At 40.2% G+C, this 16,129-nt stretch carries 16 protein-coding genes, 4 tRNA genes and 2 pseudogenes; 10 read left to right on the top strand and 12 right to left on the bottom strand.

From position 1 onward, the window contains the following. The first annotated feature begins 405 nt into the window (after positions 1-405). The 4 genes from glnA (at position 406) to ubiA (ending at position 3,724) form a co-directional block, all read left to right on the top strand. Positions 406-1,821 carry a type I glutamate--ammonia ligase gene (gene glnA, locus ACU0NF_RS03430; RefSeq protein WP_171458424.1) on the top strand — a complete coding sequence of 472 codons (1,416 nt, stop codon included), beginning with the start codon at positions 406-408 and terminating at the stop codon, positions 1,819-1,821. A 98-nt stretch (positions 1,822-1,919) separates the two neighbouring features. Continuing rightward, a complete protein-coding gene (locus ACU0NF_RS03425) occupies positions 1,920-2,198 on the top strand; it encodes a hypothetical protein (RefSeq protein WP_445660144.1) in 279 nt (92 codons plus the stop codon). 114 nt (positions 2,199-2,312) lie between these two features. After that, positions 2,313-2,813, top strand: coding sequence for a chorismate--pyruvate lyase family protein (locus ACU0NF_RS03420; RefSeq protein ID WP_445660143.1), 501 nt, complete (start codon positions 2,313-2,315; stop codon positions 2,811-2,813). 32 nt (positions 2,814-2,845) lie between these two features. Further along, on the top strand, positions 2,846-3,724 hold the full coding sequence (ubiA, locus tag ACU0NF_RS03415; RefSeq protein WP_445660142.1) for a 4-hydroxybenzoate octaprenyltransferase: 879 nt from the start codon (positions 2,846-2,848) through the stop codon (positions 3,722-3,724). Positions 3,725-4,034: 310 nt separating this feature from the next. On the opposite strand, the gene ACU0NF_RS03410 is transcribed toward ubiA, so the two are convergent. The 7 genes from ACU0NF_RS03410 to ACU0NF_RS03380 form a co-directional block, all read right to left on the bottom strand. After that, the gene (locus ACU0NF_RS03410) at positions 4,035-4,478 is read right to left on the bottom strand and encodes a DUF2726 domain-containing protein (RefSeq protein WP_445660141.1); all 444 of its coding nucleotides are present in this window, start codon (positions 4,476-4,478) and stop codon (positions 4,035-4,037) included. Positions 4,479-4,534: 56 nt separating this feature from the next. Continuing rightward, a tRNA-Asn gene (locus ACU0NF_RS03405) sits at positions 4,535-4,610 on the bottom strand. 103 nt (positions 4,611-4,713) lie between these two features. After that, positions 4,714-4,965, bottom strand: a complete 252-nt coding sequence (locus ACU0NF_RS03400; protein WP_445660140.1) for a hypothetical protein — start codon at positions 4,963-4,965, stop codon at positions 4,714-4,716. 257 nt (positions 4,966-5,222) lie between these two features. After that, a tRNA-Asn gene (locus tag ACU0NF_RS03395) sits at positions 5,223-5,298 on the bottom strand. Between the two features lie 5 nt (positions 5,299-5,303). Next, positions 5,304-5,379, bottom strand: a tRNA-Asn gene (locus tag ACU0NF_RS03390). 158 nt (positions 5,380-5,537) lie between these two features. After that, a complete protein-coding gene (locus ACU0NF_RS03385; protein ID WP_445660139.1) occupies positions 5,538-6,164 on the bottom strand; it encodes a superoxide dismutase in 627 nt (208 codons plus the stop codon). A gap of 153 nt (positions 6,165-6,317) precedes the next feature. After that, positions 6,318-7,076 (bottom strand): Nif3-like dinuclear metal center hexameric protein, encoded by a 759-nt coding sequence (locus tag ACU0NF_RS03380; protein WP_445660138.1) that lies wholly within the window; start codon positions 7,074-7,076, stop codon positions 6,318-6,320. A gap of 171 nt (positions 7,077-7,247) precedes the next feature. Here ACU0NF_RS03380 and ACU0NF_RS03375 point away from each other — a divergent pair, with 171 nt between their 5' ends. Next, on the top strand, positions 7,248-8,429 hold the full coding sequence (locus tag ACU0NF_RS03375; protein ID WP_445660137.1) for a trypsin-like peptidase domain-containing protein: 1,182 nt from the start codon (positions 7,248-7,250) through the stop codon (positions 8,427-8,429). Between the two features lie 290 nt (positions 8,430-8,719). On the opposite strand, the gene ACU0NF_RS03370 is transcribed toward ACU0NF_RS03375, so the two are convergent. Continuing rightward, a tRNA-Asn gene (locus tag ACU0NF_RS03370) sits at positions 8,720-8,795 on the bottom strand. Positions 8,796-9,034: 239 nt separating this feature from the next. Here ACU0NF_RS03370 and ACU0NF_RS03365 point away from each other — a divergent pair. Continuing rightward, on the top strand, positions 9,035-9,493 hold the full coding sequence (locus ACU0NF_RS03365) for a hypothetical protein (RefSeq protein ID WP_445660136.1): 459 nt from the start codon (positions 9,035-9,037) through the stop codon (positions 9,491-9,493). A gap of 83 nt (positions 9,494-9,576) precedes the next feature. Here ACU0NF_RS03365 and ACU0NF_RS03360 read toward each other — a convergent pair whose 3' ends face one another. Further along, complete coding sequence (locus ACU0NF_RS03360; RefSeq protein ID WP_445660135.1) at positions 9,577-10,008, bottom strand: PaaI family thioesterase; 432 nt, start codon at positions 10,006-10,008, stop codon at positions 9,577-9,579. A 55-nt stretch (positions 10,009-10,063) separates the two neighbouring features. Here ACU0NF_RS03360 and ACU0NF_RS03355 point away from each other — a divergent pair. Continuing rightward, positions 10,064-10,494: pseudogene (locus ACU0NF_RS03355) on the top strand (GFA family protein). Positions 10,495-10,625: 131 nt separating this feature from the next. Continuing rightward, positions 10,626-11,477, top strand: a complete 852-nt coding sequence (locus ACU0NF_RS03350; RefSeq protein WP_445660134.1) for a DMT family transporter — start codon at positions 10,626-10,628, stop codon at positions 11,475-11,477. Positions 11,478-11,601: 124 nt separating this feature from the next. On the opposite strand, the gene ACU0NF_RS03345 is transcribed toward ACU0NF_RS03350, so the two are convergent. Together ACU0NF_RS03345 and map are read right to left on the bottom strand one after the other, a co-directional pair. Beyond that, a complete protein-coding gene (locus tag ACU0NF_RS03345) occupies positions 11,602-12,837 on the bottom strand; it encodes a pyridoxal phosphate-dependent aminotransferase (RefSeq protein WP_445660133.1) in 1,236 nt (411 codons plus the stop codon). 306 nt (positions 12,838-13,143) lie between these two features. Beyond that, positions 13,144-13,968: a type I methionyl aminopeptidase gene (gene map, locus ACU0NF_RS03340; RefSeq protein ID WP_445660132.1), complete on the bottom strand. Its 825-nt coding sequence runs from the start codon at positions 13,966-13,968 to the stop codon at positions 13,144-13,146. Positions 13,969-14,176: 208 nt separating this feature from the next. Between map and rpsB the strand changes: the two genes are divergently transcribed. Both rpsB and tsf read left to right on the top strand, forming a co-directional pair. Then, on the top strand, positions 14,177-14,926 hold the full coding sequence (rpsB, locus tag ACU0NF_RS03335) for a 30S ribosomal protein S2 (RefSeq protein ID WP_067724130.1): 750 nt from the start codon (positions 14,177-14,179) through the stop codon (positions 14,924-14,926). 140 nt (positions 14,927-15,066) lie between these two features. Beyond that, a complete protein-coding gene (gene tsf / locus ACU0NF_RS03330) occupies positions 15,067-15,942 on the top strand; it encodes a translation elongation factor Ts (RefSeq protein WP_445660131.1) in 876 nt (291 codons plus the stop codon). A gap of 103 nt (positions 15,943-16,045) precedes the next feature. Here the strand turns inward: tsf and ACU0NF_RS03325 are convergent. Next, positions 16,046-16,129: pseudogene (locus ACU0NF_RS03325) on the bottom strand (IS5/IS1182 family transposase); the annotation flags it as partial.

Raw genomic sequence — 16,129 nt, 5'->3', positions numbered from 1 at the left:
TTAAATTTATAAGCGCAGTTAAAATTCAATAGTTGAAATATTAAGCATTAAAATCATCAACATGGTTGAAAATTAACTTTTAAGTATTTATTTTAATCTGAGATGATAAATATTAAGTCAAATACAGATAAAAAAAGATCATTTACAACTTATTAAAAATAAATTCGCACCATTTTGATACACTTAAAGCAGCTTTTTAAGCAAAAGTAATGAAGAGTGTTTGAATATGGTGCATTTACATTTACACACAGTATAATAGTCTCAAACTAAAGTATCTAAATCTTCTATTCTGATAAAGAATTCAATATTTTATCTTTATTTTTTAAAGTTGGTATGAGATTTGCTTAATAACTGCCAACTACTAACACGCACTTAGCAGGTGCAACAAAAAATCATCGGAGCACAATGAGCATGGCGAACAAGGTCCTTCAACTCATCCAAGAAAGTGGCGCAAAATGGGTCGATTTTCGCTTTACTGATACTAAGGGTAAAGAGCAACATGTAACTTACCCAGCAGATACGATTGACGAAGATACATTTGAAGACGGTAAAATGTTTGATGGTTCTTCAATCGCCGGTTGGAAAGGCATCGAAGCATCTGACATGATCTTACGTCCAGATCCTGCAACTTGCTTCCTTGACCCGTTCTTTGCTGAAGCAACAGTTGTTGTCACTTGTGACGTGATCGAGCCTTCAACTGGCCAAGGTTACGACCGTGACCCGCGTTCAATTGCTCGCCGTGCAGAAGAATATTTAAAATCTACGGGTATTGGTGATACTGCATTCTTTGGCCCAGAACCAGAATTCTTCGTTTTTGACGAAGTAAAATGGGAAATCGATATGTCTGGCGCGCGCCACACATTAATCGCCGAAGAAGCTGCTTGGTCTACAAACAAAGACTACGAAGGCGGTAACTCTGGTCACCGTCCACGTGTTAAAGGCGGTTACTTCCCAGTTCCTCCTGTGGATTCTTCACATGATATGCGTGCAGAAATGTGTGCAAAAATCGAAGACATCATGGGTCCTGGTCGTGTAGAAGTACATCACCACGAAGTTGCATCTTGCCAGTTAGAAATTGGTGTGAGCTTCAATACCATGGTTCGTAAAGCGGACGAAGTTCAACAGTTTAAATATGCTGTTTGGAACGTTGCGCACCAATATGCAAAAACTGCAACCTTTATGCCTAAACCAATGGTTGGCGATAACGGTTCTGGTATGCACGTTCACATGTCGATCTCTAAAGATGGCAAGAACTTGTTTGCTGGTGATGAATATGCAGGCTTGTCAGAAATGGCGCTTTACTTCATTGGCGGTGTGATTAAACATGCGCGTTCATTGAATGCAATCACAAACCCTTCTACAAACTCGTACAAGCGTTTGGTTCCACATTTTGAAGCACCAATTATGCTTGCTTACTCAGCACGTAACCGTTCTGCTTCTATCCGTATTCCATACGTGTCTAGCCCTAAAGGCAAACGTATTGAAGCACGCTTCCCAGATCCAATGATGAACCCGTACTTAGGTTTCGCAGCATTGTTGATGGCTGGTCTTGACGGTATTCAAAACAAGATTCACCCAGGTGAAGCTGCTGACAAGAACTTGTATGACCTTCCTCCTGAAGAAGAAGCGAAAATCCCAACAGTTGCGCATAGCCTAGAAATGGCGCTTGAAGCGCTTGAGGCGGATCACGACTACTTGTTAAAAGGTGGCGTATTCACTCAAGAAATGCTTGATGCCTATATCGAACTTAAAACTGAAGAAGTACGTCGTCTTAACACGACTACTCACCCAGTTGAGTTTGACATGTACTACAGCCTATAATTCTGATCTGAATTTAAGCTTTAAAAAACCCGCTCTTGTAGCGGGTTTTTTCTTTTCTTGAGTTAATATAAACACCAGATTTCAAAATTAAAATTGTTATGGCTAAACCACGTAAAAAACATACCAGCTTTTATCCATGGATTGATCCTAAAGATCATGACAAAGGCTTTAAAATGAATTTTTCTGAAGTCACTTATGTTGAGGTCGGTCGCACTGGGGAAGGCTATAAACAAGCGGAATTTGTAGCGCTAAAAAATCCAGAACTCGCTCTAGATTTTGATTATCCTAAAAGTTTCTATTTAAGTGCTGAAGGGATGATTCTCATCAAGACCTCGCAGGGCAAATTTGAAGCGATTGCCAAAACAGATAACTGTTAACCGCATTTGATTGGATATGGTGGGGAAAGGGTGATGGCTGAGTTAACATTGGCTATTGCTAACATGATGTATATATGAGATTAAAATTGATCAACCTAAACGAGCAGGGGACTTATGCAAAACAAGCGAGCATGTAAACGACAGGATAAACAGATTCCTGCTGAATTACGTGAATGGTTGTATGCATCAGGTTCACTCACGCAGCAACTGACAGATTTGGCGGATGGAGAATTTAAAGTACAGCCCATCCAGGAGCATTTTTTGCGTTTAAGCTTTGCAGACAGCCACTGGATGAATATGCCGCATCAGCATACCTCATGGGTGCGTGAAAGCTATTTATATGGCTGTGAAGCGGAGCCTTGGGTCAAAGCGAAAAGTATCTTTCCGATTTTAAGTCTGCAATCCCGTGCACGTATCTTTCAGCATATTGGTAAAAAACCGATTGGCTGGTTCTTGTTTCAACGAACCAATCCACATTGCGAGCGCCGTGTGATTCTGCTTGAAGATGGCTGGACACGGCAAAGTTGCTATACTTGGCATGGTTGTAAATTTATTGTTCAAGAGACTTTTCTACCTGCATTTGAACAATTTATTCAGCAAAATACTTCACAATAAAATATTTAACAGAAATCTGGTTAAGGACAGTCATGGACACTGCGCAACAAACTACATGGCGTGAGCGTTTAGCAGCGTATTACTATTTATGTCGTTTTGATAAGCCCATTGGCACAGAGTTGGTGTTTTGGCCAACCATGTGGGCATTGTGGATTGCAACAAAGGGCATCCCTGACTTCGAAATACTGTTGTTGATGATCTTGGGTGTGGTTTTTATGCGTGCAGCGGGCTGTGCCATAAATGACTTTGCAGACCGTAAAGTAGATGGGGCGGTTGCCAGAACCAAAGATCGGCCTTTAGCGACGGGTGTGATTAAGCCCATAGAAGCCATCTGGGTGTTTTTGATTCTGGTTGCTGCTAGTGCTTGCCTGTTGTTCTTCTTACCGATAGAAAGCTTTTACTGGTCATTTGGAGCGTTGTTTTTAGCATTTATATATCCCTTTATGAAGCGCTATACCAACTTGCCTCAGCTTTTTTTAGGTGCGGCATTTTCATGGTCCATTCCGATGGCCTATACCGCAGTCGGGCAAACCCCTGATTTGACCTGTTGGCTTTTATACTTTGGTAATTTGGCTTGGACAGTGGCTTACGATACGCAATATGCCATTACCGACCGTGAGTATGATTTAAAGATTGGGGTGAAATCAACAGCGATTTTATTCGGAAAATATGACATCGAAATCATTTCGCTATTACAGGTAGCAAGTGTGTTACTGATAGGTGCAGCTTTGTTCCGAGAGGCATTACTTGTCCCTTTTGGATTAATGGCTTTGCTTGTGGTGGTGGCTGACTTTATTTATCAGTGGACAAAAACCAAGGACGGAAATCCGCAACTGTGCTTTTGGGCATTTCGGCATAACCGTTGGGTGGGGCTAATTATTTTTGCCGGGATCTTTATTGCATTGCTTTAATTGTGAACCGGTCTGAAAGTTAAATTTTATGAAAAGCATCTGGTTAAATATAATTTAGCCAGATGCTTTTTTTATGCTGAATTAAAATGTTGTAGAGAAGAAATGATGCAAAATAAAAAAGCATGCATAAGAGTTGAATAATACCGCTTTGTGCAAATTATCCTGTCCATTACAAGCCTAGTAAATTGTATTTTTAAGAGGTCAGTTTTTCTCAGATTAACCGGGATTTCATTCTGCTAGCTGTTTTAGCGTTGATGACGCTACCTTTAGTGGTTTGGCTATTTAGGAATAGACTTTCATAAAGGGGTTGTTAAAGAATATCTTTATGCAGTTGTCTGACATTTGGAATCTCGGTGTAGCGTAATACGCGATATCCCGCTTCATGCAGCATATGGTCGCGAAATCTATCTTCTTCAACTTTGTATAAATGCGTTGGGTCATCTAGTTCAATAATCACCAAAACTTGCAGCGATTCGTTGAGTAAAACGAAATCAGTGACTTTGCGATTGAATTTGTTGCGAATTTTAAGGTTATGGCTGGTAATTAACGCACTAAAGGCCACCTGTGCCAAGACGTGGTATTGAGGAAAGGCCTCTTTTAAGCGAACGTACATTCTGCATTCATACGGCGTAATGACACGTTTGGGATAAAACTTTTTTTTGGTTTTAAAATATTGCTGAGCACACAGGATGATCAATGCAAGACTGGCAATAATACCAATAATAAGAAAGGTAGATGAACTGGAATTAAACACGATATGAATCTACAGATAAGAAAAAACCCACTCAAGTAGAGTGGGTTTTTAGAATTTGGCTCTCCAACCTGGGCTCGAACCAGGGACCTGCGGATTAACAGTCCGTCGCTCTACCGACTGAGCTATTGGAGAATCTGATACGCATTCTATGTATCTAAGCTGAAGGGGTCAAGGGCTTATGCTTAAAAAAACCATGAAAATGAATTGAATGTTTTAAAAATAAACTTATTGCTGATTATTTAAGTGATTTTATGAGGTCTATATAATTTTCTTTGCTTTGTAAGGGATGTGCTTTACGGCATTCGTTGATCAATTGCATCAGCTCGGCTTGAGTAAGCTCAGGTTTGAGTTGTTGTTGAATGTGTTTTAAAACCTCTGGGTTCTTTTGGGGTAAGTTACGGGTGCAATCAAATAAGCGTTCATACATGAGCGCGGAAGCCTGCTTTTTATTTTCAGAATTTTGACTGCATTGAAAGACTGCGAACATGACAATAAGCAGAATAATCCAGAAAATCAGAGATTTTAACCAGGTGGCATTCATAGGATTTATTAAAATATTTTTATTAGCCTGAACATAACTAAATTTTAATAAGCGAACAATAGATAGGGGAATAATCTACGATTTAAATAAAAGGGATTGGTTAAGGATCAGAGATCAAAAAAAGTATGTGTTGTATAAGAAGTAAAATAGAAATGTGTTAGATAAAAAAAGCCCACTTCATGATGAGTGGGCTTTTTAGAATCTGGCTCTTCCACCTGGGCTCGAACCAGGGACCTGCGGATTAACAGTCCGTCGCTCTACCAACTGAGCTATGGAAGAATAGATGGCTCTCCAACCTGGGCTCGAACCAGGGACCTGCGGATTAACAGTCCGTCGCTCTACCGACTGAGCTATTGGAGAATCTGATGCGCATTTTAGGGATGAAAAGCTAAGCCGTCAACACGTAAATATAAACAAATGAATCATTTGCCTTATAAATATGCAGATATGCCCTAAAAATAAAAAAACCACCCATAACGGGTGGTTTTTTATGCAAAAAATAAAATTTATTTCAAATCTTATTTTTCAACGCCAGCTTCTTGGCCAGCATATTTAGCATTTGCATAATCCCAGTTTACCAAGCTTTCTAGGAAAGTTTTGATGTAAGCAGGACGTGCATTACGGTAGTCGATGTAATAAGCATGTTCCCAAACGTCGATTGTCAATACTGCAACTTTACCGTGAGCAAGTGGAGTATCAGCATTTGAAGTTTTAAGAATAGAAAGGTTGCCATTTACTTCGTCAGCAACCAACCAAGCCCAGCCTGAACCGAATTGAGTTGTTGCAGCAGCAGCGAATTCTTCAGCAAATTTTTCGTAAGAACCGAAAGCTTCATCAATTTTAGCAGCCAAAGCACCAGTCGCTTTACCACCACCGTTTTTAGTCATACAGTTCCAGTAGAATGTATGGTTCCAAACTTGAGCAGCGTTATTGAAAATGCCCGCTTTAGAGGTATCACCAGCAACAGCTTTAATGATTTCTTCTAAAGTTTTACCTTCAAGGTCAGTACCTTTGATCAGGTTATTCAAGTTTACAACGTAAGTGTTGTGATGTTTGTCGTGATGGTATTCTAAAGTTTCTTTGCTGATGTGTGGAGCAAGATCTTCGTAACCGTATGGAAGTGCCGGTAAAGTAATCGTTGTCATGTTTTCAATTCCTTGCGTTTTGCTGGGTTTTGACATTAAGTGGCCTTATTGTAATGGATTCTTTGCCTAAATTGCGCATTGCTTATAAATAACAATACAGAATAAAGCCTGAATTTATACGTATAAAGAAAATGTCAAACCATCAGATTTGAATTAAATCGGATTGTTTAATTCGAAGTAACTATACTCAATATCGAACTGTTCCGAAATAGCTTTTGCAAGGCGTTGTACGCCATAACGCTCGGTTGCATGATGTCCGCAGGCATAATAATGCACATTCAATTCTTTGGCTTCATAATAGGTACGCTCACTGACTTCACCAGAAATATAAGCATCACAATTTTGCTCCGCCGCTTTGCCAATAAAATCTTGTGCACCACCCGTACAGAAACCGATTTTTTGGATTGAGGTTTTAGCAGCAGGAAGATGAATGGCATTAAAATCTAAACGCTGCGACACATACAGCTTAAACTCTTCAGCAGACACGGGCTGTTTTAAATAACCAATATTACCAATCGGATTGCGTTCGCCTGGATCTAAGGCTTCAATATTTTCTAAGGCTAAAATATCCGCAATCGCCGCATTATTACCTAAAGTTGGGTGACTATCTAAAGGTAAGTGATAACCGACCAGTGAAATATCATGCTGAATGAGGCTCTTGATGCGTTTACCGCGCATGCCGGTAATCGGGTAGGGTTCACCTTTCCAGAAGTAGCCGTGATGAACCAGCAGCAAATCTGCACCTTGTTCAATCGCTGCTTCAATTGCATCTTGTGAAGCAGTTACCGCACACAAGATTTTATTTACATCAGGTTTACCTTCAATTTGCAGACCATTTGGTGCATAGTCTTTAAATTCGTGGGATTTCAGGGTTTGGTTGCACCACTGAATAATTTCATTGAGCTTTGCCATAAATTTCTCAAAAGCCTAAATATTTAACATCATCAAAACACATTTTGAATTGTAACTAAAGCATGACAAAACTCTTGCGCTATTTTTATGTTTCCTGCTGTATTTCATTTTACAATGGCGCATAAATTACTTAGTCATCAACGAATTAAAATATTGTTAGAGGAAATTAACGTGCGTCGCACATTTACATGGTTACCTTGGATTTTACTCATTCTGGTCACGCTCGGTTTTCTTGCATGGCAACAATACCAGCAGCCTAAAGCACCTGTTGCGGCTGATGGCGTAAAAATGCCGGTAGAAAAAGTAGAGCCTTTAGTCAGTACCTCAAGAACAGGCGGTGTTGATTCTTACAATGCTGCGGTTAAAGTTGCTGCGCCTGCGGTGGTGAATATTTTCACCACACAAAAAGTGAAGCAAACTGAACATCCTTTGTTAAATGATCCTGCATTTCGTGAGTTTTTTGGTGATCAAGTACCCGATCAATTCGGTCAGGAACAAAATGAAAATAGCCTAGGCTCGGGTGTTATTGTTCGTTCGGATGGTTATATCTTGACCAATAATCATGTGATTGCGCAGGCTGATCAAATTGTGGTTGGATTAAATGATGGGCGTCGCGCTGTAGCAAAAATTATTGGGACAGATCCAGATTCAGATCTTGCCGTGATCAAGATTGAACTCGACAAGCTTCCTGTTTTGCCATTTAAACTGAGTGGTAATGAGGTGGGAGATGTGGTTCTTGCCATTGGTAATCCGTTTGGTGTGGGGCAAACTGTTACTCAGGGGATTATTTCTGCAACCAATCGTTCGGATTTAGGCATCAATACCTATGAGGATTTCATTCAAACCGATGCCGCGATTAATCCAGGTAACTCGGGTGGTGCACTCATTGATGTTGCGGGTAATTTGATTGGTGTGAACACGGCTATTTTCTCCCAGTCTGGGGGGTCGTTGGGTATTGGTTTTGCCATTCCTGCGAAAGTTTGTCAGCAAATCCTGAATTCAATTTTGAAAGATGGACGTGTGGTTCGTGGCTGGTTGGGGATTAGCCTGATGCCGGTGCAACAGGAAAACATTCTTGAACCTAAGCAAACTGGTGTTGTGGTTGCAGATGTGCTTCCTCAAGGTCCAGCAGCTAAAGCGGGAATTCAAAAAGGCGACAAGATTATTCAGGTCAATGGCGAGCCGATTACTTCTGCTTCACACTTGATTAATTATGTTGCGTTGCAAGCTCCAAACAGCACCATCAAAGTTGAAGTGGTTCGAGATGATAAACCATTAAGTCTGAATGTAGTGGTGACTGAACGTAAAGCACAGAATAATACTTCCCAATATATTCCTTTACCTCAGCAATAAAACGATCTATCTCCATCCAATCTTGAGATAGGATAAATAAGGAAAAAGCGCATTTCGATGCGCTTTTTTTTGATTGCTTATTTATTATTTCAAAATGATTTTTCTATATCTTTAAAAAATTTATAGCTATGAATAGCGTAGCTTGATATCGGATAGGGATTTGCAGATTTAATTTAAAAACATAATTTAAAAACAAGAAATTAAGATCATTGTTTTCATAATGACTTAAATTTTTATGAATTATTCAGGCAAAAAAAAACCCGCTTTAATGCTGCGGGCTTTTTCGTATTTGGCTCTCCAACCTGGGCTCGAACCAGGGACCTGCGGATTAACAGTCCGTCGCTCTACCGACTGAGCTATTGGAGAATCTGCATGCGATTATAAGGAGATTTTGTAGAGGGTCAAGCTAAAAGTGTCATGATTCCTTAATTTTTGTGCTGTATGCTTTTTATTTAGACAAATAAATCAAAAACGTTAAAAAAACTTGCACAGCCAAAATCGGCTTGTTAGATTAAATGCATAACAGAGCGTTTGAATGAAAGTTCAAACAGTGTGGATTTAAAACCAACTTGCCAGCACTAAAATGGCTAAACAGGAGAAAGCGAATGCATACGCTGACGATTGCTGAAATCTTTTCAAATTTATCTTTTTATCAAGACAACTACCTTTCTATCATTCAAGATCCACAGCGCTATCAAACTGCGGTTGAAGATGCTTATGTCCAAGTCTGGCCTGTAGGAACTCGAGCCTTATATCTGGGTGATTTGTTGCAGCTTTGGTTTAGTGATAAATGGTTGATTGATTCACCCTGTCAACTATTACTAGAAAGCTATTCAAATGGTCGTAAGCAACCTTTGCAACGTGATCATGATCTGTATTTGTATCAACTGAATGGCAGCGCCTTATCCGGACGCAATAACTCGAAAGTTTGGTCAGTATCGGAACAGAAGAAACTCGCTGTATCTCTCGATAGTGTGTTCAAATATTTATGTATTTATAAAGCGACGTCACGTCCAGAAGTGCCTTTTCCAGAGTTAACTAAATCACTTAAATCGGCTGTCTAATGATGAGTGATTGCTAGAACTTAAGTAACTTAATTTAAGTTCTAGTTGAATTAGGACGTGCGCCAAATACAGTATTTTTTGTATTAACGAATAATCATACAAGTCACAGTAGCATGCGCATAAAGTTTGCCATCTTCATCAATAATTTTACCTTCAGAAATACCCGAATTCTTGCTGATATTAATGATGGTGCCCACGGCATGAAGTTCTTTGTCTGTGGGATTGGGACGGCACATTTTTATATTCAAGTCGATGGCGCCATAGCCTACACCAGCTTCCAGCATACTGTGTACCGCACAACCGGTGACGGAATCCAGTAATGTTGCGGCAAAACCGCCGTGTACGCCCCCTAAAGGATTTAAGTGGCGATGATCTGCTTTTACTTTGAAATGAATCGTTCCTGCTGAAACTTCATAGGGCTGCATTGGTATGGTCTCACTAATACTTGTAGGTGGGATTTTCCCTGTACACATGGCTTGTAAAAGTTGCAGTCCTGTCATTTCTTTGGGATTCATTCTATTTATTTCCTTAGCGTGCTATTTTTTAGAAAAACAAAAAAAGGATAAAAAGATGCAAGGCCAATGCTTATGTGGTTCGACGACTTTTAAGGTTCAATTACAAAATCATCATGTGCACGTTCTTGCGGCGTGACCGCCTCATGCTCGATGTGCCGTCGGCAAAACAGTACGATGATGATGACAATTGATGCGAGTCAGAACAGTTTAGTCTTTTCTGACAAGAAAAATTTATCAATTTATCCTTCTTCGGAATGGGCTGAGCGTGGCTTTTGTAATCGGTGTGGAACAACTTTGTTTTGGCGTAGCCGTGAGTTTAACTATTGTGCAGTCAATGTCTTTGCTTTAAATGAGCAACCATAAGATTTGAAGCTGGATATGGAAATCTATATTGATCATAAACCAGAGTTTTATCGCTTTGCTAATGATACCCAAAAGCTGACAGAAACAGAGGTGATTGCGTTGTTTTCTAAAGATCAAGAATAAAAATAATGGTGGATGGATATCAAGGTATTTGTTCATTTGTGTTTTTTTTAAATTGAATCAGCAAATCACTATGGATTTAAAAAGTTAGATTGGCTATATCTAAAGTAGGTTGTTGATAGGGATGCTCAACCATGCTGTTTAAAATCATGATTGCCATGTTGGCTTTTGCTGCCAATTCGGTTTTATGCCGTTTGGCATTGGCAGGCCAGCAAATTGACCCGATGAGTTTCAGTCTGATTCGTGTCTGTAGTGGCGCTGCTGTTTTATCGATGCTTTACCTGTTTTCTGCACAAAAAGCTAAAATTGAGTGGCGTGTTAAAAACGGTTTTTTTCTGGCGCTGTATATAGTCGCCTTTTCACTGGCTTATTTACACATAGATGCCGGTGTCGGGGCATTACTGTTATTCGGTACGGTGCAGCTCAGTATGGTCGGTTATGGTTTATGTCATGGTGAAAAAATCAATCTGCGCCGTGGTGCCGGGTTGTGTATTGCGATTATCGGCATTTTCATTCTCTTGCTTCCGGGCGCAGATGCTCCAAATTTGGTTTATGCAGCCATTATGGTGCTTTCAGGAATAGGCTGGGCAATGTACAGCATTGCGGGTAAGGAAATGCAAAACCCATTGGCAAGTACTTTGGCTAATTTTGTGCTGGCGATTCCTTTTGTCTTGCTGGCGTATGCAGCGTTTTATGCAAAAAGCTTTATACAACCTCAAGGTATACTTTTAGCGGTGCTGTCAGGCGGTTTGGCCTCAAGTGGTGCCTATGTGCTGTGGTATGTCATTGTCAAACAGATTGACCGCGTGACAGCCAGCAGTGTACAGCTATCTGTACCGTGTTTGGCTATTTTAGGTGGCGCGCTGTTTATTGGTGAGACTTTAAGCTGGCGGATGATCATGTCTGTCATCATTGTTTTAGTAGGAATTGCTTTGGTGATTAGAACAACGCCTGATCAGAAGCATGTACAGAGCACATTGAAATAATTAAAATGTGTTTAGAAAAGAATTAATCTGGATGTTTTTAGATTTAAAAAGATAAATTCTGAGATAGAAAAAAACCCGCGATCAACGCGGGTTTTTTTCTTAAAAACTTAAGAAAGTCTTTAAATTATTTTGCAGCTTTTTCAGCTTCGATAGATGCAATTGCAGCATCAACGCCTTCGATTGAATCAGCAGCTTTCTTGATACGAGCAAGCGCATCAATAAGAACTTCGTCAGCAGTTGCGTAAGAAATACGCATGAAGCCGCCAAGACCGAATGCATCACCAGGAACAACGGCAACACCAGTTTCTTCCAATAACCATGCAGAGAATTCTGTGCAAGATTTTAAGCCTTTTGCACGAATCAATGGTTTGATGTTTGCATAGGCATAGAATGCACCATCAGCAGGAAGGCAAGAAATACCGTTGATTGCATTTAATCCATCCATCACTAGGTCATGACGACGTTTGAATGCTTCAATCATTGGCTCAAGCACGTCTTGAGGACCATTCAATGCAGCTTCAGCAGCAACTTGTGAAATCGAAGTTGGGTTTGAAGTTGATTGAGACTGGATTTTTTTCATTGCACCAATGAGTTTAGCAGGACCCGCTGCATAGCCAATACGCCAGCCAGTCATGGCATAAGCTTTAGACACACCGTTAAGCACGATTACGCGGTCATAAAGGTCTGGAGCAACAGTTGCGATGTTGTAGAACTCGTCATCCCAACGGATTGGTTCGTACATGTCATCTGAAGCAACCATAACTTCTGGGTATTTACGCAGAACTGCAGCCAAAGCTTCTAATTCAGCTTTAGTGTAGATCATACCTGTAGGGTTAGATGGGCTGTTAAGCACCACTAAACGGGTTTTATCAGTGATTGCAGCTTCTAGTTGAGCAGGAGTAATTTTGAAACGTTGTTCTTCACCACATTTAACAACAACTGGAACACCTTCAGCGATGATCACCATGTCTGGATAGCTTACCCAGTATGGCGCAGGGATGATGACTTCATCACCTTTGTTTAACAAGGCAAGTGCCAAGTTAAAGAATGACTGTTTACCACCGCAAGAAACCAAAATTTGGTTTGCTGCATAGTCAAGATTATTGTCGCGTTTAAATTTCGCGATAATCGCTTTTTTAAGACCTGGAGTACCGTCAACAGCGGTATATTTGGTAAAACCGTTGTTAATCGCAGTAATTGCTGCATCTTTGATGTGTTGTGGGGTATCAAAATCTGGTTCACCTGCACCCAAACCAATTACGTTTTTACCAGCAGCTTTAAGTTCAGCAGCTTTATTGGTAACAGCAAGTGTAGGGGACGGTTTGATGGCATTGACACGATCAGAGAGACGTACGTCCACGGCAGTATTCCTTCTTATAGGGATTAAAAAATAAAAAAGCACACTATCTTAGCCTAAAAAACAGGAGAAAGGGGTGCAAGAAATATACGATATGTAAAAAATATATTTTTATGAATAACTGTTTTCATGGTTTTAGCTTTAATAGAGATGATTTTATATTTTTAGAAGCATAGAAAATAACCCAAAAAATTGAATATTTAGAAAAATCTTTAATGTAAATAAAGTGACTGAATAAAATAAAAAAGTTTAAACATAAAAATGGCTACATTGAAGTAGCCATTTTTAAGATGCAATTAAATAGAATAATTACATGAAGCGAGATAAATCTTCTTCAGGACGTGCAGTGAGTACTTCAACACCTGTTTTGGTTACTAAAAGAGTGTGTTCATATTGTGCAGATAACTTATGATCTTTAGTAACAACAGTCCATTTGTCACCTAATAATTTAGTTTGCCAAACACCAGCGTTCACCATAGGTTCGATAGTAAAGGTCATGCCTTCTTCCAGAACCATACCGGTATTTGGTTGACCGTAATGAAGGACTTGAGGTTCGTCATGGAATACAGTGCCAATACCATGACCGCAATATTCACGTACGACACTGAAACGTTCAGATTCAACATATTTTTGAATGGCATTACCGATGTCACCAATGGTTGAACCGGGTTTAACCGTTTCTATACCACGGTACATGGCTTCCTGAGCAACTTTACACAGGCGGTCAGCCAAAATGGAGGTTTCGCCACCGACGATGTACATCATGTTGGTATCGCCGTGGTAACCATCTTTAATGACAGTAACATCGATATTTAAAATATCGCCTTTCTTTAATACTTTAGCGTCAGATGGAATGCCGTGGCACACCACATGGTTCACAGATGTACAAATCACATGCTGGAATGCAGGGCGGCCAGGCGCTGCACCGTAACCTAAACATGCTGGAATGGCATCCTGTTTGTTGACAATATAGTCATGACAAATCGTATCAAGCTCAAGGGTCGTCACACCCGGAACAATATGCGGTTTGATCATATCCAGAATTTCAGCTGCTAGTCGCCCCGCTACACGCATTTTTTCAATTTCGTCAGGGGTTTTAATGAGTCGACGGGGAGCTTCGTAAGTACTGTTCATGATCTCTAAAAACTTTTGGAAATTTGTATGTGACTATGGTATAAATAGCCGCCCATTTTATCAAATGCTTTTTCGTGAATAAATTTCACGGGCTTTGTGCGATGGGGCAAAAAATCCGCACATATATCGACACATTTCTCTGGGTGCTCTGCAAAGAGTGGAGAATGCGGATATATGGAGGCCTAACCCAAACTTTAAGGTATAGAAAATGGCAGATTACAACGTAAGCATGCGCGACCTTCTTCAAGCTGGCGCGCACTTTGGTCACCAAACTCGTTTCTGGAATCCAAAGATGCGTGAATACATCTTTGGTGCGCGTAACAAAATTCACATCATCAACCTTGAACACACTGTTCCTGCGTTAAATGATGCTTTGAACTTTGTTAACAATCTTGCTAGCAAAAAGAACAAAGTATTGTTCGTTGGTACTAAACGTGCTGCATCTAACATCATCCGTGAACAAGCGCAACGCGCTGGTCAACCATATGTTGATCACCGTTGGTTAGGTGGTATGTTGACGAACTGGAAAACTCTTCGTCAATCAATCAACCGTTTAAAAGACCTTCAAACTCAATCTCAAGATGGTACTTTCCTTAAGCTTACTAAACGTGAAGCTTTAGAACGTACTCGTGAGATGGAAAAACTTGAACGTGCTTTAGGCGGCGTTAAAAACATGGGTGGTTTACCTGACGCATTATTCGTAATTGACGTTGACCACGAATCAATCGCGATTAAAGAAGCTAAAAACCTTGGTATTCCTGTAATCGGTATCGTTGATACAAACTCTAACCCAGACAACGTAGACTACGTTATCCCGGGTAATGACGATGCAATCCGTGCTGTTACACTTTATGCTTCTGCTATGGCTGATGCGATTCTTGCTGGTAAAGAGTACGCTCAATCACAAGCAAACGCTCAAGCGAAAGCTGAAGAAGTTAAAGAAGCTCCAGAGGCTTAATGCGTTTTGACGCAAGGTTGTCATTTTTGCGACATGTAATGGTGGCAAATTAAGCGTCAAGAAAGCAGAACGGCCCAGAGAACACTTTGGGCCGTTTTTGTTGAACAGATTCATTTTTCTACCGTATTTAGGAGAACAACATGACTGCAGTTACTGCGAGCATGGTAAAAGAATTACGTGACCGTACTGGTCTTGCAATGATGGAATGCAAAAAAGCATTAACAGAATCGAATGGTGATGTTGAATTAGCGATTGATAACCTTCGTAAATCTGGTCAAGCAAAAGCTGCTAAAAAAGCGGGTAACATTGCTGCTGATGGCGCGATCACGATTGCTCAAGAAGGCAACAAAGCACTTCTTTTAGAAGTAAACTGCCAAACTGACTTCGTTGCTAAAGACGAAAACTTTGCTGGTTTCTCTGCTAAAGTTGCTGCTGCTGCTCTTGCTGCAAATGAAACTGATGCTGCTAAAATTGCTGAATTGAAACTTGAAGATGGCCACACTGTTGAAGAAGCGCGTATTGCTCTTGTTCAAAAAATCGGTGAAAACATCCAAGTTCGTCGTGCTAAAATTGTTGAAGGCGAAAACCTTGCAGTTTACAAACACGGTTTAAAAATCGGTGTTGTTGTGTCTTACACAGGTGATGCTGCGACTGGTAAAGGTATTGCAATGCACGTTGCTGCGTTCAACCCAGTTGCTGTAAATGCTGAAGGCGTATCTGCTGATCTTATCGCTAAAGAAAAAGAAATTGCTGAAGCGAAAGCATTAGAATCTGGTAAACCTGCGAACATCGTTGAAAAAATGGTAACTGGTTCAGTTGAAAAATACTTGAACGAAGTTGTTCTAGAGCGTCAAATGTACGTAATCGACAACGACAAGAAAGTTGCTGAAGTTCTTAAATCAACTGGTACTACAGTTGCTCAATTCGTTCGCTTCGAAGTAGGTGAAGGTATTGAGAAGAAAGCAGAAATGAGCTTCGCTGAAGAAGTTGCTGCTGCTCAAGCTGCTGCAAAATAATATTAGCTTAATTTTTTAAGTTAAATTGTTTTGAAAAAAGCCCCGTTTGGGGCTTTTTTTATAAAGATTATTTATGTGAAGACAATTAGGGTCTGTTGACATTTCAAGTATAGAATTTACCCGATAAAGGTAGCCAAATAAATACACAAGCTAATGCAACTGCACCCTCATAGCTACACTTTAGCTT

This window comes from Acinetobacter sp. F16 (assembly GCF_052712855.1).
This window is presented reverse-complemented; position numbering and strand designations above follow the sequence as displayed.